The sequence below is a fragment of the Microbacterium sp. F2E genome, assembly GCF_020905435.1.
GTDB lineage: Bacteria > Actinomycetota > Actinomycetes > Actinomycetales > Microbacteriaceae > Microbacterium > Microbacterium lacticum.
Genome location: NZ_JAJJIB010000006.1, coordinates 136,267 through 160,800, shown reverse-complemented (window position 1 = coordinate 160,800; position 24,534 = coordinate 136,267). Strand labels below are relative to the sequence as shown.

At 69.7% G+C, this 24,534-nt stretch carries 22 protein-coding genes, 4 tRNA genes and 2 pseudogenes; 10 read left to right on the top strand and 18 right to left on the bottom strand.

Going from position 1 to position 24,534, the window contains the following annotated elements:
* Positions 1-264: 264 nt before the first annotated feature.
* Together LOK55_RS06970 and LOK55_RS06965 are read left to right on the top strand one after the other, a co-directional pair.
* A pseudogene (locus LOK55_RS06970) lies at positions 265-423 on the top strand (prolipoprotein diacylglyceryl transferase family protein); the annotation flags it as partial.
* Between the two features lie 58 nt (positions 424-481).
* A complete protein-coding gene (locus LOK55_RS06965; protein WP_279072528.1) occupies positions 482-730 on the top strand; it encodes a hypothetical protein in 249 nt (82 codons plus the stop codon).
* Here LOK55_RS06965 and LOK55_RS06960 read toward each other — a convergent pair.
* From LOK55_RS06960 to LOK55_RS06905, 13 genes and pseudogenes are all read right to left on the bottom strand, one after another.
* Positions 711-1,046: a DUF6804 family protein gene (locus LOK55_RS06960; RefSeq protein WP_229934794.1), complete on the bottom strand. Its 336-nt coding sequence runs from the start codon at positions 1,044-1,046 to the stop codon at positions 711-713. The two genes, LOK55_RS06965 and LOK55_RS06960, sit on opposite strands and share 20 nt — an antisense overlap.
* The gene (locus tag LOK55_RS06955; protein ID WP_229934793.1) at positions 1,043-2,086 is read right to left on the bottom strand and encodes a zinc-binding dehydrogenase; all 1,044 of its coding nucleotides are present in this window, start codon (positions 2,084-2,086) and stop codon (positions 1,043-1,045) included. The genes LOK55_RS06960 and LOK55_RS06955 overlap by 4 nt, the downstream gene beginning before the upstream one ends.
* Before the next feature lie 43 nt (positions 2,087-2,129).
* Positions 2,130-3,263 (bottom strand): DUF998 domain-containing protein, encoded by a 1,134-nt coding sequence (locus tag LOK55_RS14240; RefSeq protein WP_229934792.1) that lies wholly within the window; start codon positions 3,261-3,263, stop codon positions 2,130-2,132.
* Between the two features lie 332 nt (positions 3,264-3,595).
* On the bottom strand, positions 3,596-3,721 hold the full coding sequence (locus LOK55_RS14055) for a hypothetical protein (protein ID WP_255314009.1): 126 nt from the start codon (positions 3,719-3,721) through the stop codon (positions 3,596-3,598).
* Positions 3,722-3,833: 112 nt separating this feature from the next.
* Complete coding sequence (locus tag LOK55_RS06945; RefSeq protein ID WP_229934791.1) at positions 3,834-4,838, bottom strand: TerC family protein; 1,005 nt, start codon at positions 4,836-4,838, stop codon at positions 3,834-3,836.
* A 207-nt stretch (positions 4,839-5,045) separates the two neighbouring features.
* Positions 5,046-5,339, bottom strand: coding sequence for a DUF2277 domain-containing protein (locus LOK55_RS06940; RefSeq protein WP_229934790.1), 294 nt, complete (start codon positions 5,337-5,339; stop codon positions 5,046-5,048).
* 65 nt (positions 5,340-5,404) lie between these two features.
* Positions 5,405-6,085: an NAD-dependent dehydratase gene (locus LOK55_RS06935; protein ID WP_229934789.1), complete on the bottom strand. Its 681-nt coding sequence runs from the start codon at positions 6,083-6,085 to the stop codon at positions 5,405-5,407.
* A gap of 307 nt (positions 6,086-6,392) precedes the next feature.
* Positions 6,393-7,646 (bottom strand): annotated as a pseudogene (locus LOK55_RS06930) (IS3 family transposase).
* Between the two features lie 48 nt (positions 7,647-7,694).
* The gene (locus LOK55_RS06925) at positions 7,695-8,015 is read right to left on the bottom strand and encodes a hypothetical protein (RefSeq protein WP_229934788.1); all 321 of its coding nucleotides are present in this window, start codon (positions 8,013-8,015) and stop codon (positions 7,695-7,697) included.
* A 95-nt stretch (positions 8,016-8,110) separates the two neighbouring features.
* On the bottom strand, positions 8,111-9,235 hold the full coding sequence (locus LOK55_RS06920) for a hypothetical protein (protein ID WP_229934787.1): 1,125 nt from the start codon (positions 9,233-9,235) through the stop codon (positions 8,111-8,113).
* Positions 9,236-9,493: 258 nt separating this feature from the next.
* Positions 9,494-9,565: transfer RNA gene (locus LOK55_RS06915), tRNA-Val, on the bottom strand.
* Between the two features lie 28 nt (positions 9,566-9,593).
* Positions 9,594-9,664 (bottom strand) — tRNA-Cys (locus LOK55_RS06910).
* Between the two features lie 67 nt (positions 9,665-9,731).
* Positions 9,732-9,804 (bottom strand) — tRNA-Gly (locus tag LOK55_RS06905).
* A 172-nt stretch (positions 9,805-9,976) separates the two neighbouring features.
* Here LOK55_RS06905 and LOK55_RS06900 point away from each other — a divergent pair.
* Together LOK55_RS06900 and LOK55_RS06895 are read left to right on the top strand one after the other, a co-directional pair.
* Positions 9,977-10,049: transfer RNA gene (locus tag LOK55_RS06900), tRNA-Val, on the top strand.
* A gap of 65 nt (positions 10,050-10,114) precedes the next feature.
* On the top strand, positions 10,115-10,459 hold the full coding sequence (locus tag LOK55_RS06895) for a YnfA family protein (protein ID WP_229934786.1): 345 nt from the start codon (positions 10,115-10,117) through the stop codon (positions 10,457-10,459).
* A 27-nt stretch (positions 10,460-10,486) separates the two neighbouring features.
* Here the strand turns inward: LOK55_RS06895 and LOK55_RS06890 are convergent, their stop codons facing one another.
* The 4 genes from LOK55_RS06890 to LOK55_RS06875 form a co-directional block, all read right to left on the bottom strand.
* Positions 10,487-11,095 carry a type II toxin-antitoxin system PemK/MazF family toxin gene (locus LOK55_RS06890; RefSeq protein ID WP_229934785.1) on the bottom strand — a complete coding sequence of 203 codons (609 nt, stop codon included), beginning with the start codon at positions 11,093-11,095 and terminating at the stop codon, positions 10,487-10,489.
* Between the two features lie 125 nt (positions 11,096-11,220).
* Positions 11,221-12,447 carry an ammonium transporter gene (locus LOK55_RS06885; RefSeq protein WP_229934784.1) on the bottom strand — a complete coding sequence of 409 codons (1,227 nt, stop codon included), beginning with the start codon at positions 12,445-12,447 and terminating at the stop codon, positions 11,221-11,223.
* A gap of 217 nt (positions 12,448-12,664) precedes the next feature.
* The gene (gene zapE, locus LOK55_RS06880; RefSeq protein WP_229934800.1) at positions 12,665-13,627 is read right to left on the bottom strand and encodes a cell division protein ZapE; all 963 of its coding nucleotides are present in this window, start codon (positions 13,625-13,627) and stop codon (positions 12,665-12,667) included.
* 56 nt (positions 13,628-13,683) lie between these two features.
* The gene (locus tag LOK55_RS06875) at positions 13,684-14,910 is read right to left on the bottom strand and encodes an alpha/beta hydrolase (RefSeq protein WP_229934783.1); all 1,227 of its coding nucleotides are present in this window, start codon (positions 14,908-14,910) and stop codon (positions 13,684-13,686) included.
* Between the two features lie 25 nt (positions 14,911-14,935).
* On the opposite strand from LOK55_RS06875, the gene LOK55_RS06870 reads away from it, so the two are divergent.
* The 6 genes from LOK55_RS06870 to LOK55_RS06845 all read left to right on the top strand — a co-directional run bounded on the left by LOK55_RS06870 (position 14,936) and on the right by LOK55_RS06845 (position 21,801).
* The gene (locus LOK55_RS06870) at positions 14,936-15,526 is read left to right on the top strand and encodes a DUF3000 domain-containing protein (RefSeq protein WP_229934782.1); all 591 of its coding nucleotides are present in this window, start codon (positions 14,936-14,938) and stop codon (positions 15,524-15,526) included.
* A complete protein-coding gene (locus LOK55_RS06865; protein WP_229934781.1) occupies positions 15,519-16,715 on the top strand; it encodes an HRDC domain-containing protein in 1,197 nt (398 codons plus the stop codon). The genes LOK55_RS06870 and LOK55_RS06865 overlap by 8 nt, the downstream gene beginning before the upstream one ends.
* Positions 16,716-16,787: 72 nt before the next feature.
* Complete coding sequence (locus tag LOK55_RS06860; RefSeq protein WP_141379696.1) at positions 16,788-17,990, top strand: thiolase family protein; 1,203 nt, start codon at positions 16,788-16,790, stop codon at positions 17,988-17,990.
* An 11-nt stretch (positions 17,991-18,001) separates the two neighbouring features.
* Positions 18,002-20,146, top strand: a complete 2,145-nt coding sequence (locus LOK55_RS06855) for a 3-hydroxyacyl-CoA dehydrogenase NAD-binding domain-containing protein (RefSeq protein WP_229934780.1) — start codon at positions 18,002-18,004, stop codon at positions 20,144-20,146.
* Between the two features lie 210 nt (positions 20,147-20,356).
* On the top strand, positions 20,357-21,073 hold the full coding sequence (locus tag LOK55_RS06850; protein ID WP_229934779.1) for an SPFH domain-containing protein: 717 nt from the start codon (positions 20,357-20,359) through the stop codon (positions 21,071-21,073).
* Positions 21,074-21,117: 44 nt separating this feature from the next.
* On the top strand, positions 21,118-21,801 hold the full coding sequence (locus tag LOK55_RS06845; RefSeq protein WP_229934778.1) for a TetR/AcrR family transcriptional regulator: 684 nt from the start codon (positions 21,118-21,120) through the stop codon (positions 21,799-21,801).
* A gap of 166 nt (positions 21,802-21,967) precedes the next feature.
* Here the strand turns inward: LOK55_RS06845 and pepN are convergent, their stop codons facing one another.
* The gene (gene pepN, locus LOK55_RS06840; protein ID WP_229934777.1) at positions 21,968-24,499 is read right to left on the bottom strand and encodes an aminopeptidase N; all 2,532 of its coding nucleotides are present in this window, start codon (positions 24,497-24,499) and stop codon (positions 21,968-21,970) included.
* Positions 24,500-24,534 lie beyond the last annotated feature (35 nt).

The following is a 24,534-nucleotide window of genomic DNA, read 5'->3' as shown; positions in this document are numbered from 1 at the left end:
ACGTCCTGTTCGCGATGCTCCGCGACGGCACCCTCTACCAGTCGCGCATCACCGAACCGGTCCTCGCCGCTTGACAGAAGACATAGGGGCACCCCCCGCGCGTCAGTGGAACGCCCATTCCCGACCCGAACTGCAAGGGATGCCGAGCGACACGCCGCAGCATCCGGGCCTGACCCCGCGTGTTGCGGTCGACGCCTTGCAGTTCGGTCACCGCGGAACGGAACCCCGAGCCCCCCGGGCCAACTCATACCCGGCAGGCACATAATGTCGGGCGTGCACCTGAGCATCCCGAGCCCTGACCTCAGCTGGTCCAGCTTCCACATCGGCCCGCTGACGATCCACATCTACGCGCTGTGCATCATCGCGGGAATCATCGCCGCCGTGATCATCACCGAGCGGCGGCTGCGCGCCCGCGGGGTGCCGGCGGGCACCGTGCTCGACGTGGCGCTGTGGACGGTTCCCCTGGGCATCGTGGCGGCTCATCGCGGCGTACTTCACCTGGTACGGCCTGGGTCGCAGCTGGCTGGAGGCGATCCGCATCGACCCCACGAGCGACGCACCTCTCGGCATCCCGGCGAACATCTGGGCATCGTTCGCCGTCGTCGTGCTCGGGATCGCGATCTTCGTCGTGCAGACCGTGCGTCACCGCGGCGAGCCAGACTCCTCACCGTTCACCGTCACGCCGCAGCAGCGGCAGGATGCCGAGGCGCTCAGTCCCGCGGGGTCTTGATCATCGCGCCCGCGACGAGGAACACGATGGCGGCGGCCGGCTGCACGAGCGACCAGACCAAGCCGTCGAACCCGAACGGGAAGACGGGGTTCCAGGCCACCGCGATCACGGCGAACACCGCGGCCCACACCCATTGACGCGCCTGCACGGCGAACCAGCCGACGATCAGCGCCAGGATCGCGACGACGAAGAGCACCACGATCCCCCAGCCCGCCGTCAGCAGCACGGGCGCGAGGAACAGCACGGCGGCGGCAAGCAAGGCCGGTGCCAGTGCGTTGCGCTGGAAGGTCGGCTCGGCGCGCTTCGTCCCGCTCATGCGAGAACTCCCGGATCGATCATCGTCATACCGGCAAGCGTGGCACGGTTGAAGGTGGGCAGCAGCGCCGCGGCCTCGGCGAGCGAGATCGTGCGTTCGATGAGTTCCTGCGGACGCAGGCGCCCCTCGGCGATGAGCTCGAGCATCGCCGGATAGTCGACGGCGGCCATGCCGTGGCTGCCGAGCACGTCGAGTTCCCACGCGATCACGCGGGCCATCGGCATCCCCGACAACCCCGTCTCCGACGGAAGCAGCCCGACCTGCACGTGGCGGCCGCGGCGACGCAGGCTCAGCACGGCGTCGGCCGCCGTCTGCTCCTCGCCCACCGCGTCGATCGAGACGTGCGCGCCTCCGCCGGTGATCCGGCGCACGGCATCGGGCACGTCCACCCCGTCGGCGACGACGACGGCATCGGCGCCGAGAGCGGATGCCGCGTCCAGCGCGGCCTGGTTGCGGTCGACGGCCACGACGTGAGCACCGAGCGCGCGGGCGATCATGACGACACTGAGTCCCACCCCACCCGCCCCGACCACGACGACCCACTCGCCGGGTTGCACGTGCGCGCGACCGGTGAGCGCACGGAACGCGGTCGCGAAGCGGCATCCGAGGGCAGCCGCGGCGGCGAAGGACACGTCGTCCGGAATGCGCACGAGGTTGGTGTCGGCCGCGTGCAGCGCAACGCGCTCGGCGAACGAGCCCCAGTGCGTGAACCCGGGCTGCTGCTGATCGGGGCACACCTGCGCGTCGCCCGCGCGGCACCACCCGCATGCCCCGCAGCCGCAGACGAACGGCACGGTCACCCGGTCACCGACGGCGAAACGCTCGACGCCCGCGCCGGTCTCGACGATCACGCCGGCAAGCTCGTGGCCCGGAACGTGCGGCACGGCGATGTCGTCGTGACCCGCCCAGGCATGCCAGTCGCTGCGGCACAGCCCCGTCGCCCGCACCTCGATAACCACGCCGCCGGCGGGTGCGACCGGGTCAGCGACCGCACGCACCTCCAACGGTGCGCCGACGGCATCCATCACCACTGCACGCATCCGGACCCTTTCGTCCCCTTCACGTTAGTTGGTGCACCCGCGCTCACGCGGCGGCCGGAGCCGCTGCCGCGGGAACGGGAGGTGCCGGCGCGGCGGCATCCGCGTACGCCCTCGCCTGGCGCACGAACAGCATGAGCCATGCGAACAGCAGGCCCGCGATGATGAACTCCGACCCGGTGAGGTTGTAGTAGTCGATCGGCACCCACAGGGCGACCGCGACGACGATGCCCGCGACGACCAGCACCGAGAAGACCGCGATGTCGCGGCGGATGCCGGGAACGAGAGTCAGCAGGCATCCGACCAGCACGCCGAAGACGACGACCATTCCGGATGCCGCGCCCACGTGCACCGGAAAGGCGACGGCGTCCGGCACGAAGCCGGCGACCATCAAGCACAGACCGATCACGGCCAGCAGCCAGGCGAACAGGCGGGCACGGCGCTGTGGGGTGTCGACGTGCGCACGCAAACCCACCTCGAGGTCGTGAGCGACGAAGTTGGCGAGCGCGGTGATGACGGCGCCGGTCGTGATGAGGGAGAGGTTGAACTGGTAGCCGGCGTACCCCAACTCGTTGCCCAGTTCGGAGAAGTGGAACCGCCACCAATCACCCTGCGAGGCGCTCACCATGCTCGCGAGCGTGCCGATGAACAGCACGAGGGTGGCGAGCGAGGCGACGCCCGTGGAGGTGACCCGTGCCCCCGAGACCGATGCGACGTAGGTCATCGTGCCGACGGCGGCGGCGACCAGCGCCGCGGCACCGAACGGGTCGATCGTGAGGCCGCGGAAGCCCAGCTGGAAGAGTTCGGCGACGGCGACGACGACGAGGGCCGCCAGCATCATCATCGCCGCCGACAGGGCGATCAGGTCGGTCACACGTTTGGCGCGCGGCAGGCTGTTGCGCCAGGCGAGATATCCGCGGCGCCGTTCGAGCGCGAACGAGACGGCGAAGGCCGGACCGGCCGCGATGGCCGCGAGCAGTGCCGCCAGGCTGCCGACGGACTCGCCGCCGCCGAGCGGCATCCGCGCCCCGCCCATGACGAGCACGGTGGTGGCGGCGGCGACGAGAGCGGCGCCCAGCGACCAGCGGGTGGCGCGGGACTCGACGCTCGGTGAGAAGCGGGGCGTCTCGGATGCCGCGTGGTGTGTCCATCGCGCGGGGGACGGCCGCCATCTGCTCACGCGTCGAGCTTACTTTCGACCTGCTCGCACGCCGGCCGCCGCCGGGCCAGGACTTCGCTCGCCTGCCGCATCCCACCCATAACCCGAACTGCAAGGCGGCCGCGGGGACACGCCGCCCGGGCGCGCGTCGCACCGGCGTGTCGCCCGGCATCCCTTGCACTTCGGATGCCGCCGGGGTGTGGGCGTCGCCCGGGCACGCACGCCCCCGGCGCGCCGCGCGCCGATCCGGGCCACCCCACACCGCCCCGCGGGCACCCCAGGCCATGGCTACCTCCCCCAGCGCACCCCGGCCCGATACGCTCATGCTCGCAGACGGATGCCGGGCGTGCGCCTCAGGCGGTGAGGGCCGAATCGACGATCTCGAACACGGCGGGATCCCACGTGGGGGCCCGCTCCCACGGCAGGTCGAGGCCGTTCGCGAAGAAGATGCTGTGCCGCGGCGGCCAGGACCTCGGCAACGTCGGTGAAGCCCTGCCACGTCCTCTCCTCGGGCGCGTCCAGCCGAGAGCCGCACGGCCGGAAGTGCCCCCGGGCCTGCCTCGCGTGTGATCCCAGCGCCAACGGCCCCCCTCAACGGGCGTCGTGGCGCGCGACGGGCAGGGCGTCGCCCCGGGCATCCTTCCGCGTCTTCAGGAGGCTCGCGATCGTCGCGACGGCGACGGTGGCGGCGATGAACAGCAGCGACAGCCAGATGGGGATCTCGGGAATGAACGTCACGTGCTCGCCGCCGTTGATGAACGGGAGCTCGTTCTTGTGGAGCGCGTGGATGAGCAGCTTCACGCCGATGAACGCGAGGATCACGGCGAGTCCCTGGGCGAGGTACACGAGGCGCTCGAGCAGACCGCCGATGAGGAAGTAGAGCTGGCGCAGACCCATCAGTGCGAAGGCGTTCGCCGTGAAGACGAGGTAGGCCTCCTCGGTGAGCCCGTAGATCGCGGGGATCGAGTCGACGGCGAAGACGAGGTCGATGAAGCCGATCGCGACGATGACGAGGAGCATGGGGGTGACGAAGCGGCGACCGTCCTTCTTCACCGTGAGCCGGTCGCCGTCGTACTCGTCGCTGACCGGCAGCACGCGGCGCACGAGGCGCATGAACCAGCCGTCGGCGGGGTTGGACTCGCCGTGCGCGAACGCCTGTCGGTACGCGAGGAACAGCAGCAGCGCGCCGAAGAGGTAGAACACCCACGAGAAGTTCTCGATCAGCGCCGCCCCGATGGCGATGAAGGCGCCGCGCATGATGAGGGCGATGACGATGCCGATCATCAGCACTTTCTGCTGGTACATCTTCGGCACCGCGAACCCGGTCATGACGATGAGGAACACGAACAGGTTGTCGATCGACAGGGCCTTCTCGGTGAGGTACCCGGCGAAGTACTCGCCGCCGTATCCCCACCCCGAGAAGACGCCCACGCCGACACCGAACAGTAGCGCGAGACCGATGTAGAAGGCCGACCAGCGCGCGGACTCGCCGACGGTCGGCTCGTGGGGCTTGCGCACGTGCGCGAAGAACTCCCACACGAAGAAGGCGATGGTGACGGCGATCGTGATGATCCACACGAGCGGGGTGATGTTCACAGGGGTCTCCCGAAGAATGGCGTGACGAGTCGACGCCAGAGTCTCCCCCATCCCTCACGGGACCGGTCGGCCCGGGCCGCGATGCGACTGTATTGACGAGCCGTCCGTGTCGGAGTACTCCCCCTGGACTGCTGCCACAGTAGGGCAGCACGGTGACGTGAAGCTGAGAAGTCGCCGGATGCCGCGGCATCCGGCAGCAGCATCCGATCAGGATGCTGTGCGGATGCGCACTTCGCGCTCCATCCGCTTCTCGTGGCGGGCGCGTCCCTTGACCGCCTCGGCCTCGCGGTTCTTGGGCGGCGCCGCGGTCACGAGCGCATCGAGGAGGCGACGCGTGGCCGCGGCGATCTCGTCGATCGCCGCCTCGAATGCCTCGGTGTTGGCGCGCGAGGGATGCGTCGAGCCGCTCACTTTGCGGACGAACTGCAGTGCCGCTTCACGGACCTCGTCATCGGTCGTGGGCGGGTCGAAGTTGTGGATCACCCGGATGTTTCGGCACATGCCGAGAGCGTAGACCGGAGCGCTCCGCGGCGACAGAGGTGCGGCGCCGACCGCGAGTGACCTGATCAGCCCTGCGCGGCCGAGCCGTACGCGCAGGCGCGGATCTCCTCGAGCAGCGAGGGGCGGGTCGGCGTCCAGCCGAGCGCGCGCGCTTTCGCACCGCTTCCCTGCTGGTCGAGCATGAGGGCGTCGGCGAACGGTGCGCCCAGACGTGCACGCGATGCCTCGACGCCCTCCGCAACGACAGGACCGCCGGCGACCGCTTCGCCGAGCTCGGTGACCGTCGCGTTGTGACCGCTGAGGCCGAGCACCCGTCCGACCGGCTCGGGGCTCTCGATCACCCGCACGTACAGCTCGGCGAGGTCGTCGACGTGCACGGTCGCCCAGTGCGGGGTGCCGTCGCCGATGACGGTGAGGCGACCCTCGGCGTCGCGCGGAGCGGAGCCCAGCATGGCGGGGATGCCGGCACCGTGACCGTGGACGATCCCGGGTTCGACGATCGTGAGCGCGAGATCGGCGGCGGCGAGCCGGGACTCCACTCCCTCACGCCAGGCGACGATCGCCGGCGGGTTGAACGGGGTCTGCTCGGTGAGGTCGTCGGACGGGCCGTGGATCCACAGGCCGCCGGTGTGGATGTAGGGCTTGCCGGTGCCGCTGAACGCCGCGATGACGGCTTCGGCGACCGCAGCGTCGAACTGCGGCGCGGTGCCGTCACTCGGTGCGGCGGCGCTCGGGTTGCCGATCATCTCGACTATGCAATCTTGATCGGGTTGCTAGAGGTAGAGCTGGACCGCGCCTGACATGACCCGTTCGAGATAGTCCGACTTCTGAAGCTGGCCGAGGATGCGGCTACTTCCGATGGCGCCGACTGTGAGGTCGTTGATTTCGCGAGGGCTTGCAAAACACCGCTCTTGCGCAATCTCACGTTGCGCTGCACTAGTTCGTTGGTGAGGTGGCGCAGCGAGAGATCCCCGTTATGTCGATAACTGAAGTCCCTCCGTACGCTTTGGAGACTGACTCGCCCCGGCGTGTCCGGAGAGTGTTTTGCTGGTGTCAGCCGGCTTGTTCGACCGGTTCGTTGCGAGCGTAGTCGAGTTGTTCGACCTCGAGGGGCGTGAGGTCGTCGATGGAGCCGTGGGTGCGTTCGGTGTTGAACCACAGCACCCAGGAGGCAGTGGCGGCCTCGACTTTGGTCGACGTCGCGCCAGGGCCCTTCGTGGTGGATCAGCTCGGACTTGTACAGGCCGATCTGCGACTCCGCGAGGGAGTTGTCGTACGCGTCGCCGACGGACCCGACGGACGGGTCGATGCCTTCGTCGATGAGCCGGTCGGTGAACGCGATCGACGTGTAGACGCTGCCCGCATCCGTGTGGTGCGTCAGTCCGGTGAACGCGGTGACGCCTTCACATCGGCGCGCCCATAGCGCCATGTCGAGACAGTCCAGCACCAGCGGCGTCGTCATGCTCGTCGCGGCCCGCCATCCCAGGATGCGTCGGGAGTGCGCGTCGAACACGAACGCGACGTACACCCATCCGGACCACGTCCACACGTACGTGAAGTCCGCGACCCACAGCTGGTTCGTGCGCAGCCGTGCGAAGTGGCGGTCAACGAGGTCGGCAGGTCTGGTCTGCCTCGGCTCCGTATCGACCGGACGCTTGCGTTTGCCGCGAACCACGCCAGCGATCCCCAACTCCCGCATGAGACGTTCGACCGTGCAGCGGGCGATGTCGTGCCCGTTGCGGCGCAACCGAAGCCACAGCTTGCGCGCGCCGAGGACCTTGCGTTGCTCCTGCCACGTGGCCAGGATGATCGGCTTCCACCGCTCATCCGACACCGCCCGAGGCGACTGGCCGCGCCCTCTGGCGTCGTAGTACGTCGATGGGGCGATCTGCACGCCATGCTGGGTCAGCACCGTGCAGATCGACTCGACACCCCATCGCAGCCCGCCGTCGGCGCGCTCCCTGTGCTCGTCGATGAAGACGACTATCTCTTGTGTGGCCGGTCGAGTTCGGCCGCGAAGAAAGCTGATGCTGCCTTCAAGATCTCGTTCGCACGACGAAGCTCGGCGTTCTCACGCTTGAGGCGCTTGATCTCCACCGCTGCGTCGGTCGTGACGCCAGGCCGGTCGCCGGCATCGACTTGCTGGCGGCGAATCCAGGTGCGGATCGTCTCGGGCGATCCCACACCGAGCATCTGCGCCACCGCGCTCATCGCCTGATACTCGCTCGGATAGTCGGATCGCACCTCGGCGACCTTACGGACAGCGCGCTCACGAAGCTCACGCGGGTACTTACTGGGACGTCCCATGAGACAGATCCTTCCAAGGAATCCTGTCTCCGGACACGCCGGGGCGAGTCAGACATCCATCACGTTCAGCTGGACCTGTCTTTTGCTGTCTGTCAAAATCACAGCTGAACTTGAGAGCGCGACGCCGGTCTTGCTCGCTTTCCACTGCTCTCCCAAACGCGCAGGCAAATCGTCGACGACATGTGATGCATCGGCGGTGGGTGGAAGCGTAGCTTCGAGCTGCCCGGTGTAGAAGACACCCTTCCCCGAACCCAGCGACAGTTTGTCTTCGCATGGGTAGGGGGTGCTCTCGGGACGAAGCGAGACCTGGGTACCCTCTGGCAGCAAATCGACAACCTCCTGCATCGAGGCATTCACGTCGGCCTTCACGGCTTCATAGCTCGGTAGTTGGCTCACTGAACACCCACTCATCAACAAAGAACAGCCCATGACTCCAGCGAGAAGGAGGAGTTTTCGCTTCCATATCAATGTGCGACCCCCTGAAGAATCTGTTGAACCGAATACAGCGCAGCACCGTTTGTCGCGACGTCATCACTCATCAGGTTGGTGTGGGAAATCACGCTCGCTGGAACTTGCGCGACGACCATCGGCCAAAAGACGGCCCCTTCCAACTTCGCGGCAGTCGGACTAATCGGCAATCCGCTCATCCCCGAATCAAGCACCCTGATCCCGGGAATCTTCTCAGGGGCGACATCAAAGCCGACCTCCCAAGCGCGCTCTCCCGCGTAATACCTGTTGATGTCATTCGGCGCCTGGATAGAGTACCGCGTCACGCTGTCAGTGAGGTGGTCCTCGGATCGTGCACCTACTCCAGCAGCGAGGACGAGAACCGTAGGGGCGGCGCCGAGGGACTCGGCGGTGGATCCGACCGCGGAAGCGTACGAGTGCTCGTAGCTGACCGTTGGAAGATCGGGTAGTGAGGCGGTCAGGCCCTTCTGGAATGCTGCGTACTCTGGCGCGCGGGCGGTGGCGAATGCGTTGTTCTGCGGCCCATTAGACCAGAAGTCGACTGGGTCAGGCGTCAGATATGGCATCGGTCCGGTGAGCACGGTGAATGCAAGCACAGATCCTGGCGGCACGGATCTTTCGACTTGCCAGTTCGCGAATCCCGTCGTCGGGTTGTCGCTGGTGAACTCGCTGATGCTCGCGCTCGTGCCGGGCACCACGAACAGTGCGGACTTCGCGGTGCGTGGGTCTCCAGCCATCTCAATGATCGCGCCCTTCTCAGGGCGCCAGAGGTAGAGCTGCACGTCTCCGTCGGCTACGCGTCGGAGGTAGTTAACCAAGTGTGGGTCGACGAAGTTTGTATTGACGGTCGCAAGGTGGTTGAAGTCAGCGGTGAACTGACGTCGTTCCAGGTCTGGCAGTTGGTTCGCCGCGTTGATGCGATTCGCGGCGACACGGATTGCCGGCGGGAGCCCGTCGAGTGCGCCGATGAGCGTGGACCCGCCGAGGACGAGGGCGTGTTGCTGGTCGAGGGTCAGACTCTGCCACCACGCTGCGGTTTGCTCGGGGGTCTGCGCGGTGAGGAGCTTGTCGATCAGTTCGGGGTGTGCGGCGAGGAGGGTGGCGATGTCGGTCTCACTCATGCCGGCGAGCTGTCCGAGAGTCACGCTTGCGGACGCGCCGGGGGTCGACCAGGCGGCGAGCGTTCCGCGAGATGTCGTGCCGGTGAGGGCGATGAGGGCGGCGTTGTCGGACCATCGCGCGGGAAAACGTCAGAGGAAGGCGCACCCGGCCGTTCACCTCGCGCACACCCGAAGCGATGTTCCCCGTATATTCCCCGAAGGCTAGCGCTTCGCTCCCCATGCGAGAAAAACCCCTGATTTCTCAGGGGTTTTCGTCTGTGCGCGATACTGGGATCGAACCAGTGACCTCTTCCGTGTCAGGGAAGCGCGCTACCGCTGCGCCAATCGCGCCTGTACAGGCGTATTCAGTTGTGAGGCGAGGTGGCGACGGGATTCGAACCCGTGTAAACGGCTTTGCAGGCCGGTGCCTAGCCGCTCGGCCACGCCACCGTGTGGATTAACCGTGTGGTTTGACCCCACGTGCCGTGATCTCCTCGAAAAGAGACCCGTGCACTCGAGCGGATGACGAGACTCGAACTCGCGACCCCAACCTTGGCAAGGTTGTGCGCTACCAACTGCGCTACATCCGCATGCCCCCGTGTTCGTCGTTTCCGACTCCCTCAGGCGCTTGATCGACTTTAGTGCACTCTCCGCGGTTCGCAAAACCGGATGCGCCCCGCGCGTGTCTCGCCGAGGATTCGTTGCCGGGCGCCCCGATCCGGTAACATCGGATCTCGGCCCACGGAGCACATCCCGGGTCACGGGCGATTGGCGCAGTTGGTAGCGCGCTTCCTTCACACGGAAGAGGTCATCAGTTCGAGTCTGGTATCGCCCACCGCCTTCTCCTCGGCATCTACGCGTGAAACACGCCCGACACCGGTCGCTGTCAGACTGGGCGGCATGACCGCTGTCCGGATCATCGTCCTCTTCCTGCTCGCCGCCGTCGCCGAGATCGGCGGGGCGTGGCTGATCTGGCAGGCGGTGCGCGAGAACCGCGGCTGGTGGTTCGCCCTCGCCGGCGTCCTGGCGCTCGGCGCGTACGGCTTCGTCGCGGCCTTCCAGCCCGACGCGAACTTCGGTCGCGTGCTCGCCGCGTACGGCGGCGTCTTCGTCGCAGGGTCGCTCGCGTGGGGCATCGTCGTCGACGGGTTCCAGCCCACCGTGTGGGACTACGTCGGATCGGCCGTCGCGCTGCTCGGCGCCGCGATCATCATCTTCGCCCCGCTGGCCACGCGCATCGACTGACCGGCGCCGGCCGCGCCGCGCGCCGCCTCAGCTCTCAACCGCCCAGCCGTAGCGGGCTCGCAGCGCCTGCGCGACGCGCGCGAACCGTGCGCGATCGAGGGCGGATGCCTCGCGCCGCATGCCCTCGGCGTGCACGCTGTACAGCTGCTCGATGTCGACCCAGGAGGGGCGGCCCTGCCCATCCCAGGCCCCGGTGCCGATCTCGATGAAGTCGCGGTCGGCGTCGTGCGCCTTGCTCGTCAGCCGCACCGCGTACACGCGCTCGGCGCTCTGCCGGGCGATGACCAGGACAGGGCGGTCCTTCCCGCGTCCGTCGCGCTCGGCGTACGGCACCCACGTCCAGACGATCTCCCCCGCGTCGGGGTCGCCGTCGCGGTCAGGCGCGTACGAGATGCGGAGGCTCGACCGGGCCGGCGGATCGATCTCGATCGTCGCCGTGAAGCCCTCCTGGGCCCGCACTGTGGCCGTCGCGGACGCCTCCGCGGCGCGCGTCCCGGCCAGTGACCCGGCGGCGCGGTTCGCGCGCTCCTCACGCCGCGCGGCATCCTTCACCTGGTCGTCCACGACCGCCGCGCCGCCCGAGAGAACGTTGATGAGCCCCTTGATGAAACCGGTGAGGTAGCTGTCGCGCGCCATAGGCGACACACTACCGACACCGCCCGTCAGCGCCCGCCCGCAGCCGGCGCACGGAAGAGGGCGCCGGATCCGATCCGGCGCCCTCTCCTGCGCTGCCCTGCAGCGGGTGCTGTGTCGCGACGCGGTCAGTCGACCAGGGCGTAGCCCTCCTCGCCGTGCACGACGTTGTCGATGCCGGCGATCTCGTCCTCGTTCTTGACGCGGAAGCCGATCGTCTTCTCGATGAGCATGCCGAGCAGGTAGGCGACGACGAACGAGTAGATCAGCACGCCGAAGGCGGCGATCGCCTGAACGAGCAGTTGCGAGCCGTTGCCGCCCGTGAACAGACCAGTGCCGGTGGCGAAGAAGCCGAGGTACAGCGTTCCGATGATGCCACCGACCAGGTGCACGCCGACGACGTCGAGCGAGTCGTCGTAGCCGAGCTTCCACTTCAGCTCGACCGCGAGCGCGCAGACGGCACCGGTGATGACACCGAGCAGCAGTGCCCAGCCCGGCGCCAGCGCGGCGCACGAGGGGGTGATGGCGACGAGACCGGCGACGGCGCCCGAGGCGGCGCCGACGGCGGTGGGCTTGCCGTCCTTGATCTTCTCGATGACGATCCAGCCGATGATGGCCGCGGCCGTCGCGCCGAGCGTGTTGATCACGATGAGGCCGACCGACGAGTCCTCCGTGCCGAGCAGCGAGAACGTGCCCTCGGCGCCGGCGTTGAAGCCGAACCAGCCGAACCACAGGATGGCCGCACCGAGCATCACCAGCGGCACGTTGTGCGGCTTGTGGATGCCCTTCTGGAACCCGACGCGCTTGCCGAGCACGAGGGCGAGGGCGAGCGCGGCCGCACCGGCGTTGATGTGCACCGCGGTGCCACCGGCGTAGTCGATGACGCTCACGTCGAGGCCGAGGTTCGCGCCCAGGTTGTAGACCCAGCCTCCGCCCCACACCCACGCGGCCACGGGGAAGTAGACGATCGTCGCCCAGATGCCCGCGAAGATCATCCACGAGCCGAACTTGGCGCGATCGGCGATCGCACCGGAGATCAGCGCGACGGTGATGATCGCGAAGGTCGCGCCGTATGCCGAGACGACTAGCGAATCGCTGCTGGCGCCGGCCAGGCCGAAGTCGCTGAACGGGTTGCCGGCGAGGAACTGGTTCTCACCCTCGGCGATGACGGTCATGTTCGAGCCGTAGAGGATCCAGAGCACGCCGACCAGGCCCATGGCTCCGAAGCTCATCATCATCATGCTGACGACGCTCTTGGCCTTCACCAAGCCGCCGTAGAAGAACGCCACACCGGGCGTCATGAAAAGTACGAGGGCTGTCGCGGCGACAGACCACGCGAGGTTTCCGCTGTCCATGAAGGTCCTCACTCAGGGGTTGTGTAACTCGGGCCCCTCCCCTGCAGCGTTTCGGGTCGCAGCGGTTGAGGCACCCCCAGTGTGACCACGCGCCGTTTCCTGCGGCATGCGTGTCGTGTTGCGCACCCGTTACAGACACCCCGTGGGTGTGAACATCACGTTTCGGGAAGCGCCGAGTCGGCCCCGCGAACCGGTTCGGCGGGCGCCGCAACCCCGCTCAGGAGTGCGTGAGCGCGTTCAGCCGCGAGATCGCGCGCAGGTACTTCTTGCGGTAGCCGCCGGCGAGCATCTCGGGCGCGAACACGCCGTCGAGACCCTCCCCCGTGGCCCGCACCGGGATCTGCGCGTCGTAGGCGCGGTCGACGAAGGCCACGAAGCGCAGTGCCGCCGACTGGTCGTCCAGTTCCGCGACCCCGCGCAGACCGATCGTGCCGAGCCCCTCGATCAGTCGGATGTAGCGGGAGGGGTGGACGGATGCCAGGTGCCGGATCAGCCCGCTGAAATCGTCGTCCGACGCGGTGCCCACGGCCGAGGCATCCGTCAGTGCCTGCGCGTATGCATCGTCGGTCAGCACGACCGCGTGTCCGTCGATCGCGCGCTGCCGGTAGTCGGTGCCGTCGATGCGGATCGTCTCGAAGCTCGAGGCCATCGCGTGGATCTCGCGCAGGAAGTCCTGCGCGGCGAAGCGTCCTTCACCGAGGGCGTTGGGCGGCGTGTTCGACGTGGCGGCGAGCTTGGTGCCGGTGGGCACGAGCTCGCCGATCAGCCGCGTCATCACCATCGTGTCGCCGGGATCGTCGAGCTCGAACTCGTCGATGCACAGCAGATCGGCGCCGCGGAAGAGCTCCACCGTCTTCTGGTAGCCGAGCGCGCCGACGAGCGCCGTGTACTCGATGAACGACCCGAAGTACTTCCGGCGCGCGGGCATGGCGTGGTAAATGGATGCCAGCAGGTGGGTCTTGCCGACGCCGAACCCGCCGTCGAGGTAGACCCCGGGCTTCATCTCGGGGGCCTTCTTCGCGCGGCGGAACAGTCCCCCGCGCTCGGCCGGTGCGCCCCCGCGACTGAACGCGATCAGGCGGTCCTTCGCCTCCTGCTGCGAGGGGTGCTCGGGGTCGGCGCGGTAGGTCTCGAAGGTCGCGTCGTCGAACTGCGGCGGCGGGACGAGGGCGGCGACCATGTCGGCACCGGAGACCTGCGGGGAGCGGTCGACGAGGTGCACGAGGCCGGGTGCGCTCACGAGGCGACGCCTTCGGCGGCGAGACCCTGTCGGCGCACCCAGTCGCCGATCGCGTCGGTCCACCGCTCCTGGTCGTAGTTCCAGAGCTTCGTGTGCCGCGCGGTCGAGAAGATCTGCAGCTCGACGAGGTCGGGGCGCGCCTGCGCGAGCGCGTGCGAGGCGCTCGAGGGCACGAAGCCGTCGTCGTCGCTGTGCAGGAGGAGGATAGGATGCCGCAGCTCGCCCGCGCGTGCGACGATGTCGAGGCGGTCGAACGGGATGCCGCCGTCGGACCGGGTGGCCGGGGCGGTCCAGTCGGCGCGGAGCGTCTCGATCGCGAGGCCCGTCACCGGCGCCGGGAGGCCGAGCGCGCGCCCCTGGTAGGCGAGCACCGTGCGCCAGTCGACGACCGGCGAGTCGAGGATGAGGCCGGCGATCCGTTCCCGATGCGCCGATCCGAGCGCCGCCTGCAGCGCGATCGCGCCGCCCATCGACCACCCCATGAGAAGGATGCGCTCCGCACCGCGCCGGCGCGCCCACGCGATCGCGGCGTCGACGTCGCGCCACTCGGTCGCCCCGAGCGCGTAGCTGCCGGTGCGAGTGCGCGGCGCGTCGCCGTCGTTGCGGTAGGAGACGACGAGCGAGGTGATGCCGAGGGCGTGGAAGACCGGCACGGCCCGGAGACATTCGGAACGGGTGGTCCCCCGCCCGTGGATCTGGATGACCCACGTGCCGTCGTTCTCTCCCGGCTCGCCCGCCGGGAAGAGCCACGCGGGGCAGCTGCCCACCGCGGCGTGGATGTGCTCCTCGGTGAACGGCAGGTGCAGCTCTTCGGGGCGCTGGAAGTACCAGCCGCTGAAGGCCGCCTCCGCCGCCAGGTGCATGTCGCCTTCGACCTCGGTCAGCAGCTTGCGCTTCACACTGCCGCCGTCGCTCGAGAGCACGGAGCCGATCTTGAGGTAGTCGGCGGCGCCCGTCGTGACCAGGCCGTAGCGGCCCGGCAGCTCGGTGTCGGGGGTGCGGCTCAGCGTGATCGTCTGCGCCGAGACGTCGACGTCGAGGATGCGTGTGTCCGCCGCCCGCGCGGCGGGCACGACCACGCGCCGCGCGACCCGCAGGGTCACCACGGCGAGGGCGGCGCAGACCGCGAACAGAGCGGATGCCAGCGCGACGATCACGGCCCGCAGGGCCGCCGCGGAACCGAATCGTGAGTCGAGGGCGACGGCGCGCCTGGATGCCTTCATCGTCCCTGCATTCTAGTCTGATCGGGTGGATGAGCCCCGTCCCCCGGCCGGATCGCCGACGTTCGCCGGCGTCGCCGACGCTTTGCGTGCGATGACGTTCCGATCCGATTTCGCCGTGCGTGAGATTCCCGCCCCCGCCACCCTCGCCCCCGACGCGTTCGCCGTCGCGGGTGACGTGCGCCCCGGCAAGGCCGGCGCCGACTCCGAGTTCGGCACGGGCCGGTTCGTGCTGCTGCACGACCCCGCCGAGCCCGACGCCTGGGACGGCGCCTGGCGCATCGTCTGCTTCGCGCAGGCGCCCCTCGAGCCCGAGATCGGCACCGACCCGCTCCTGGCGGAGGTCGCCTGGTCGTGGTTGCTCGACGCGCTCGACGCGCGCGGAGCGAGCTACCACGCGGCATCCGGCACCGCCACGAAGACGCTGTCGCGCGGGTTCGGAGGCCTCGCCGACGAGGGCGATGGCGCCCAGATCGAGCTGCGCGCATCATGGTCGCCCTCGGGCGACCTCGCCGCGCACCTCGACGCATGGGCAGAATTGGTGTGCATGCTGGCGGGCCTTCCGCCGGGGTCGGAAGGGATCGCCGTGTTCGGAGCACAGAGGATGACGCGTGGCTGAGTACGACGTGATCGCCGACGCCGCGGGGCTCGATGAGGCATCCAGCTTGCTCGCCGCGGGCACCGGCCCGGTCGCCGTCGACGTCGAGCGTGCGTCGGGCTTCCGCTACTCGCAGCGCGCCTACCTCGTGCAGGTGTACCGCCGCGGCGCCGGCGCGTTCCTCTTCGACCCGCCCGCGATCGGCGACATGTCGGCACTGCAGCGGGCGATCGGCGGCGAGGAGTGGATCCTGCACGCCGCGAGTCAGGATCTGCCGTCGCTGCGCGAACTGCACCTCGACCCGCCGTCGATCTTCGACACCGAGCTGGCCGCGCGCCTCCTCGGCCACGACCGGGTCGGCCTCGGCGCCGTCGTGGAGGACACCCTCGGCATCACGCTCGCCAAGGCCCACTCGGCGGCAGACTGGTCGACTCGACCGCTGCCGCAGCCGTGGCTCGAGTACGCCGCGCTCGACGTGCTGCACCTCGTCGACGTGTACGACGCGCTCGTCGCCGAGCTCGCCGAGCAGGACAAGACCGAGATCGCCGCGCAGGAGTTCGAAGCCGTGCGCACGCGCGCCGACAAGCCTCCGCGGGAGGAGCCGTGGCGCCGCCTCAGCGGCCTGCACACGGTGCGCGGCCGGCGCGCGCTCGCGGTCGCCCGCTCGCTGTGGCAGGCGCGCGAGGACTACGCCCGCGACCAGGACACGTCGCCCGGGCGCCTCGTGCCCGACCGGTCGCTGATCGCAGCGGTGCTCGCCGACCCCGCGAGCAAGCAGGAGCTTTCCCGCGTCAAGGACTTCACCGGGCGCGCGAGCCGCACCGAGCTCGACCGCTGGTGGACGGCGATCCAGACCGGCCGGGCGGAGACGGCGCTGCCGGCCGAGCGGGTGCCGGGCGACGGGATGCCTCCGGTGCGGGCGTGGGCCGATCGGAACCCTCCCGCCGACGCGCGCCTGAAGGCCGCCCGCCCGGCGGTCGAGCAGCTCGCCGTCGACCTCCGGATACCGACCGAGAACCTGCTGACCCCCGACACGCTCCGCCGCGTCGCCTGGGCGCCGCCGGAGGATGTCGACGCCGAGACGATCGGCGAGATGCTCGCCGCGCACGGCGCCCGGCGCTGGCAGATCGAGCTCGTCGGGCCCGTCATCGCGGCCGCCTTTGTCGAATCCGTGCACGCTGCCGACGACGCATCGGCGGACGCCTCGTAGAATCGAACCAACCGATTCCGCGGGACTGAGTGTCACGTTAGGCTGTACTCAATCCCAAACTTTGGAGGCAGTGTGGCCGAGCTCTCGGACGTCTACTTCGTCGACGGCATGCGTACCCCTTTCGGTCGCGCCGGCGAGAAGGGCATGTACTGGAACACCCGATCGGATGACCTCGCGGTCAAGGCGACGATCGGTCTGATGGAACGCAACGCCGCCGTTCCCGCCGACCGCGTCGACGACGTGGCGATCGCCGCGACGAGCCAGACCGGTGAGCAGGGCCTGACCCTCGGCCGCTCCGTCGCGATCCTCGCCGGCCTGCCGCAGACGGTGCCGGGCTTCGCGATCGACCGCATGTGCGCGGGCGCGATGACGAGCGTCGCGATGATGGGGGCATCCATCGGCGCCGGCATGTACGACGTCGCCCTCGCCGGCGGCGTCGAGCACATGGGCCACTACCCCATCGGCGGCAACGCCGACCCGAACCCGCGCTTCGTCTCGGAGCGCATGGTCGACCCGGGCGCCCTCAACATGGGTGTCACGGCGGAGCGCATCTTCGACCGCTTCCCGCAGCTGACCAAGGAGCGCAGCGACCGCTTCGGCATGCGCAGCCAGCAGAAGGCGCAGGCCGCGTACGAGGCCGGCAAGTTCCAGCCCGACCTCGTGACCGTCGCCATCAAGGACGCCGAGGGCAGCTGGGGCCTCGCCACCGAGGACGAGGGCCGCCGCCCGCAGACCACGATGGAGGACCTCGCGGCACTGAAGACCCCCTTCCGCCCGCACGGTCGCGTGACCGCCGGAACCTCCTCGCCGCTCACCGACGGCGCGACGATGTCGCTCCTGGCCGGCGGCGGCGCCGTGAAGGAGCTCGGCCTCACCCCGAAGATGCGGATGGTCTCGTTCGCGTTCGCCGGCGTCCAGCCCGAGATCATGGGCATCGGCCCGATCCCCTCGACCGAGAAGGCGCTCCGCAAGGCGGGCCTGACGATCGACGACATCGGCCTGTTCGAACTCAACGAGGCCTTCGCCGTGCAGGTGCTCTCGCTGCTCGACCACTTCGGCATCGACGACGACGACCCGCGCGTCAACCAGTGGGGCGGTGCGATCGCGCTCGGGCACCCGCTCGCGGCATCCGGTGTGCGCCTCATGATCCAGCTCGCCGCGCAGTTCGCCGAGCGCCCCGACGTCCGCTACGGCCTCACCGCGATGTGCGTGGGACTCGGCCAGGGTGGCTCGGTCATCTGGGAGAACCCGCACTACAACGGCAAGAAGCGCTGAGGGAGACGGCAATGACGAATTACGACGAGATCGACTTCTCCCCTCTCCTGGCGCTCACCGAGGGCGAGGTCATCACCCACGCCCGCGTGCGCGACGTGCGCCTCGCCTCCGGCAAGGTGCTCGCCCTGGTCACGCTCGACAACGGGCGCGACCACACCCGGCCGAACACGCTCGGACCCGCCACCATGACCGCGCTCGGCGAGACGCTCGACGCGCTGAAGGCCCGCGCGGCCGCCGGCGAGATCGACGCGGTCGCCGTCACCGGCAAGCAGTACATCCTCGCCGCCGGCGCCGACCTCAGCGACATCACCAAGGTCGGCTCCAAGGCCAACGCCAAGCTCGTCGCGCAGCTCGGTCACAAGGTGTTCGGCAAGCTCTCCACGCTCGGCGTGCCGAGCTTCGCGTTCGTCAACGGCCTCGCCCTGGGCGGCGGCCTCGAGATCGCGCTGAACTCCGACTACCGCACGGTGGATGCCTCCGCGGCCGCCATCGCCCTGCCCGAGGTCTTCCTCGGCATCATCCCCGGCTGGGGCGGTGCGTACCTGCTGCCGAACCTCATCGGCATCGAGAACGCCCTCGAGGTGGTCATCTCGAACCCGCTCAAGCAGAACCGGATGCTGACGCCCCAGCAGGCGTACGACTACGGCATCTTCGACGCCATCTTCCCCGCCGCCACCTACCTCGAGCGCTCGCTCGCGTGGGCCGACGGCGTGCTGACCGGCAAGATCAAGGTCGAGCGCAAGAACCAGCCGGGCAAGATCGAGCGCACGGTCAAGTGGCCGGTCGCGATCAAGATGGCGCGCGGCATGCTCGAGTCGAAGATCGGCACCGTCCCCCGCTCCCCCTATGTCGCGCTCGACCTGCTCGACAAGGCGAAGAGTGGCACGAAGGAAGAGGGCTTCGCCCGCGAGGACGAGGCGCTGTCCGACCTCGTGACGGGCGATCAGTTCGCGGCATCCATGTATGCCTTCGACCTCGTGCAGAAGCGCGCCAAGCGGCCCGTCGGCGCTCCCGACAAGGCCCTCGCGAAGAAGGTGACGAAGGTCGGCATCATCGGTGCGGGCCTCATGGCGAGCCAGTTCGCGCTGCTGTTCGTGCGGAAGTTGCGGGTGCCGGTGCTCATCACCGACCTCGACCAGACGCGTGTCGACAAGGGCGTCGCGTACATCCACGACGAGATCGGGAAGCTCGAGGCGAAGGGTCGCCTCGAAGGCGACTCGGCCAACCAGCTGCGCGCGCTCGTGACCGGCACGACCGACAAGAGCCTCTACGCCGACTGCGACTTCGTCATCGAGGCCGTCTTCGAGGAGGTCGGCGTCAAGCAGGCCGTCTTCGCCGAGATCGAGCCGATCATCGCCGACGACGCGATCCTCGCGACCAACACCTCGTCGCTGTCGGTCGAGGAGATCGGCGCGAAGCTCGCGCACCCCGAGCGCCTCGTCGGCTTCCACTTCTTCAACCCGGTCGCGGTCATGCCGCTGATCGAGATCGTGAAGACGCCGGAGACCTCGGATGCCGCGCTGTCGACCGCGTTCGTCGTCGCGAAGGGCCTCGGCAAGAACGCCGTCCTCACCGCCGACGCACCCGGGTTCGTCGTGAACCGCCTGCTCGCGAAGGTCATGGGCGAGGCCGCGCGCGCCGTCTACGAGGGCACCCCCGTCGCCGACGTCGAGAAGGCGTTCGCGCCGCTCGGCCTGCCGATGGGTCCGTTCCAGCTGATCGACCTGGTCGGCTGGAAGGTCGCGGCGCACGTGCAGGACACGATGGTGCACGCGTTCCCCGACCGCTTCTACGCGAACGAGAACTTCCACCAGCTCGCCGAGCTACCGCAGGTCGTCGAGAAGGACAAGGGCGGGCGCGTCACGGGCTTCACGAAGGACGCGCAGAAGGTGCTCAAGGGCCACGTCGGCACGACGCCGGCCTCGGCCGAGTCGATCCTCCGCCGCGTGCAGGACGGGCTCGCGCAGGAGATCAAGCTGATGCTCGATGAGGGCGTCGTGCCCGAGGTCGAGGACATCGACCTGTGCCTCATCCTCGGTGCGGGCTGGCCGTTCATCGACGGTGGTGCCTCGCCGTACCTCGACCGCGAGGGGGCTTCGGAGCGCGCCTTCGGCGACACGTTCCACCACCCGGTGATCCGGGGCATCGGCGGCTGACGCCTTCCCTCCGGGTCTTGGGCGGAGCCCCGCGCCACCGGATTCGGAAAACTGCAACAGAGTCGGATGCCGCAGCGCGCGGCATCCGACTCTATTGTCTATTGCCGATTCCGGTGCGGGTGGGAAACGGCAGGTGACAGGTCGCCGAAGGCTCGGTGCGCGCGGCCCGATCGGCGCGCCGCGCGGCGCGCGACGGGGCATCCTGGGCGTGTGATCGAGACTCTCACGTCGATGTTCGGTTCGAGCGGCATGAACTCGCTCATCAAGACCGGTGGCGCGGTGCTCACGGTGCTGCTGGTCGTGCCGGCGCTGTGCAAGCTGCTCATGGTGACGATCGACGAGGGCGAGGCCGCGATCCGCACGCGCAACGGCCGTCCGATCGTGCGGCGCCGCACCCGCGGCGACCGCGAGGCCGGTGAGGTGGTCGTGCTGGGCCCCGGAACACATGCCGTCTTCCCGGTGCTCGCGTGGTACCGGCGGGTTGACACCCGCGTGCGCTCGACGGACCTGCCCGCGCGCCAGCTCACCGCGGGCGGCGGGCGGCAGCACCTCGTGCACGCGTCGTTCGACTGGCGACCGTTCGTCACCGGCTCCGACCTGCGCGTCTTCGAGCTCGACGTCGTGCACGTCACCGAGCGGACGGGCAACATCGTCGGGGCCGCGCTGCGCGATCTCGTGCGCGACGACGAGGCCGGGCGGCTGCCGCGGAACGCCGACCTCTCGGCTGCCGCCGTGGCCGCGTGCGCCGAGCGCGTGCGCGCCGCGTGCGGCATCGAGCTGCTGTCGGTCGTCATCACCGGCGATGCCCTCACCGACGGATACCTCCTGTCCGAGGCGATCTCGGCGCGTGGGGCGGATGCCTTCGACACGGACACCCGCGCGGTCGACGCCTGGGCCGGGGCCGTGACGGCGCTGCGTTCCGTCTGACCTCGCGCCGCGTCCGGTGCGCGCGGCGCGGCTGTGCTCTGAACATGTTCAGTTCTACCGGCGGGCCCGAGAAGACGACGAAGAGCGAGCGGACGCTGGCCCTGCTGCGCGATCTCGCGCTGCGCTCGTTCCGCGAGCGGGGCTACGACGCGACCACGATGCGGCTCATCGCCGGCGAGGCCGGGGTGTCGGTCGGCACGACGAACTACCACTTCGCGTCGAAGACCGACCTCGTGCAGGAGCTGTACATCGAGGTGCAGGAACGGCACCGGGATGCCGCGACGCCCCTCCTCGCCGAGACCGGCGACCTCATCGAGCGGCTCCGGATCGTGTACACGACGGGGCTCGATCAGCTGACGCCGTACCACGCGCACGCGGCCGAGTTCGTCTCCGCGGCCCTGGCGCCGCGGTCGGGGATCAACCCGCTCGCCCCGGAGTCGACGTCCGCGCGCGACATCACCGAGGGCCTCTACACCGAGGCGGTCGCCGGCGCCCGGCACACGCTGCCGCGCGAAATCGCCGCGGCGCTCCCCCGCGCACTGTTCCTGTCGCACCTGCTGCTCGCGCTCTCCTGGGCCTACGACGACTCGCCCGGCCAGGGACGCTCGCGGCGGCTCCTCGACCGGGGCCTGTCGCTCCTCGGCCTCGCGCTGCCCCTGGCGCGGCTCCCCCTGCTCCGCCGCCCCCTCGCCGAGCTGCTCGCCTTGATCGGCGAGGCGCGGCCGTGACCCGCGCACCCTAGCCGTCCCTGCCGACCCGGGCTTGCGCTCCCAGATTCGGAGAACGTCAACAGAATCGGATGCCCGGGCGCGAGGCATCCGATTCTGTTGCGTTCTTCCGATTCCGGCCCCCGCGCCGCGCGCGCGGCGCCCGGCCAGCGCGCGCCGCCCGGGCCTACGCCACGGGCTGGGCGGCGCGCACCCGCAGGTCGCGGGCGAGTCCGTCGCGCTGCTCGATCACAAGGCGGCGGAGCGCGCCCGGGGCACCCGCGTTCGCGGCGAGCCACGCGTCGACCGCGTCGAGGGACTGTGATGCCGGGAACAGCCCCACCACGAGGCGACGGGCGATCTCGATGCTGCGGTCGGTCCACGCGGGACGGATGCGGGCGAAGTACTCGTCGTCGAACCCGGCGACGAGGTCGCGCCGACCGCCGGCGCGAACGCCCGCGATCGTGGCGTCGAGGTGGTCGTTGGTGAGGGTCTCGTCCTCCCACGCCGCGTGCCAGGCGCGGGCGCGCACCTCGGCGTCGGGGCGGGCGGCGAGCACCGTCCGATGGGCGGTGCGCCCCTGCGCCGACCCGTCGCGGGCCAGCTCGGCGTCGGCCTCGGCCATGCCCGCGTGCCCCGTCGCGGCGAGGGCGACGAGCCAGTCCCACCGCAGCTCGGGGTCGAGCCGCAGCCCCTCGGGTGCGGGCGCCGACCCGGCGAGGATCGCGGCGATCTCCGCGGCGCGGCCATCGCTGCGCGACGCGGCGGCACCCACCGCACGCGCCCACGCCAGCTGCGCGTCCGACCCGGCCGGCGCCGCCCACAGCGCACGCCACGCGGTCTCCAGCCAGGCGGCCGCCCCAGCGCTCCGATCGGCGCCCGCGACGTAGTGACCGATCGCGAACTGCGCGTGCGCGAGCGCATCGGCCAGGAGCGCCGCGTTCTCCTCCGCGGGAGCGTGCCGCGCGACCACCTCGAGGTAGCGGGCGGCCGGCAGGTCGCCGTCGCGCGTGGCATCCCACAGCGCCGCCCACACCACGGCACGCGCGAGCGCGTCGTCGATCGTCGAGAGGGCGCGCACCGCGGCATCCGTCGACCGTTCGTCGAGGATCACCTTCGCGTACGTGCGGTCGTCGTCGTTCGGCACGATGAGGTCGGCGATGGATGCCACGCCGCCGACTGCCGGCGCCTCGACCGTGGTGCGCTCCCCCGCGATGTCGAGCTCGACTCCGCCGCGACGGACGAGCCGCTCACCCTCGAAGCCGTAGAGCCCGACCGCGAGCCGGTGCGGGCGCGGGTCGGACTGCCCGAGGGTCAGCAAGCCGTCCTCGCCCCGCGACACCGACAGGCGCGACATGCCGGTCGTCTGGAGCCAGGCGTCGCTCCACTCGCGAAGGTCGCGCCCCGACTCCGCCTCGAGCGCGTCGAGGAGGTCGGCCAGCGTCGTGTTGCCGAAGGCGTGGTCGGCGAAGTACCGCCTCGCACCGCGGAAGAAGGCATCCTCCCCCACGAACGCGACGAGCTGCTTGAGCACCGACGCGCCCTTCGCGTACGTGATGCCGTCGAAGTTGAGCTTCGCCGCCTCGAGGTCCGGGATGTCGGCGACGATGGGATGCGTCGTGGGCAGCTGATCCTGCACGTAGGCCCAGCCCTTGCGGCGACTCGCGAAGGTCACCCACGCGTCGGGGAATCCCCCGGCGGCAACCGCCGCGTACGCGCCCGAGAAGTCGGCGAACGACTCCTTGAGCCACAGGTCGTCCCACCACCGCATCGTCGCGAGATCGCCGAACCACATGTGCGCCATCTCGTGCAGGATCGTGTTCGCGCGGCCCTCGTGCTGCGCGACGGTCGCCGCCCCGCGGAAGACGTACCGCTCGGTGAAGGTCACGAGCCCGGGGTTCTCCATCGCGCCCAGGTTGTACTCGGGCACGAAGATCTGGTCGTACTTGCCCCACGGGTAGGGCCGGCCGAACGCCTCCCCGAAGAAATCGAGACCGCGGCGCGTGATGCCGAGGATCTCCTCGGCATCACCGGAGTCGACGAGGTACTCGGCGAGGGATGCCCGGCAGAGCACCCCGAGCGGCACGGGACCGTCGGGGCCGTCCCACACCCCGTCGACGCGACGGTACGGCCCCGCGGCGACGGCGGTGATGTAGCTGGAGAGCGGCAGGGTCTCGGCGAACGCGACCCGCACGCCGCCGTCGACCGGCTCACGGGCGGCCTCAGCGCCGTTCGAGAGCACCTCCCACCCGTCCGGAGCGACCACGACGAAGCGCCACTGGGCCTTGAGGTCGGGCTGCTCGAACACCGGGTACACGCGTCGGCTGTCCGCCGGCTCGTACTGCGTGTACAGGTAGACGGCGTCGTCGACCGGGTCGCGAAAGCGGTGCAGCCCCTCGCCCGACGTGCTGTAGCGGCCGGTGCCGCGCACGGCCACCACGTTGTGGGCCGCAAGCCCGTTCACTCGTACGCGGGACCCGTCCCAGTCCACCGGCTGCGGGGCGCCGTTGACGGTCACCTCGTCGACCGACGCGCCGATGAAGTCGATCCACGTGGCGTCGACGGATGCCTCGAACGTCAGCGTCGACGAGGTGGCGAACGTCGCGGCATCCCTCGATACAGCACCGCGCAGGTCGACCTCGACGTCGACGGTCTTCAGGCGGATGCCGGCGGCTCGGGCCGCCGTCTCGTCACGGGTGAGGTTGGCGGTGGAGGTCATCCCTCCATCGTGTCACGGCCGCGGGCGGGCGCCAG

Bases quoted from the DNA above. Each gene is read 5' to 3' on its own strand.
- LOK55_RS06890 (WP_229934785.1), bottom strand. From the start codon at position 11,095: ATGGCGCGCGACAGCTACCTCACCGGTTTCATCAAGGGGCTCATCAAC.
- LOK55_RS06935 (WP_229934789.1), bottom strand. From the start codon at position 6,085: ATGATCGGCAACCCGAGCGCCGCCGCACCGAGTGACGGCACCGCGCCG.
- LOK55_RS06940 (WP_229934790.1), bottom strand. From the start codon at position 5,339: ATGTGCCGAAACATCCGGGTGATCCACAACTTCGACCCGCCCACGACC.
- pepN (WP_229934777.1), bottom strand. From the start codon at position 24,499: ATGACCTCCACCGCCAACCTCACCCGTGACGAGACGGCGGCCCGAGCC.
- LOK55_RS06875 (WP_229934783.1), bottom strand. From the start codon at position 14,910: ATGAAGGCATCCAGGCGCGCCGTCGCCCTCGACTCACGATTCGGTTCC.
- LOK55_RS06845 (WP_229934778.1), top strand. From the start codon at position 21,118: ATGTTCAGTTCTACCGGCGGGCCCGAGAAGACGACGAAGAGCGAGCGG.
- zapE (WP_229934800.1), bottom strand. From the start codon at position 13,627: ATGGTCGCCGCCCTCGTCCCGCCGCCGCAGTTCGACGACGCGACCTTC.
- LOK55_RS06960 (WP_229934794.1), bottom strand. From the start codon at position 1,046: ATGAGCGGGACGAAGCGCGCCGAGCCGACCTTCCAGCGCAACGCACTG.
- LOK55_RS06895 (WP_229934786.1), top strand. From the start codon at position 10,115: ATGACCGCTGTCCGGATCATCGTCCTCTTCCTGCTCGCCGCCGTCGCC.
- LOK55_RS06855 (WP_229934780.1), top strand. From the start codon at position 18,002: ATGACGAATTACGACGAGATCGACTTCTCCCCTCTCCTGGCGCTCACC.
- LOK55_RS06920 (WP_229934787.1), bottom strand. From the start codon at position 9,235: ATGAGTGAGACCGACATCGCCACCCTCCTCGCCGCACACCCCGAACTG.
- LOK55_RS06955 (WP_229934793.1), bottom strand. From the start codon at position 2,086: ATGCGTGCAGTGGTGATGGATGCCGTCGGCGCACCGTTGGAGGTGCGT.
- LOK55_RS06885 (WP_229934784.1), bottom strand. From the start codon at position 12,447: ATGGACAGCGGAAACCTCGCGTGGTCTGTCGCCGCGACAGCCCTCGTA.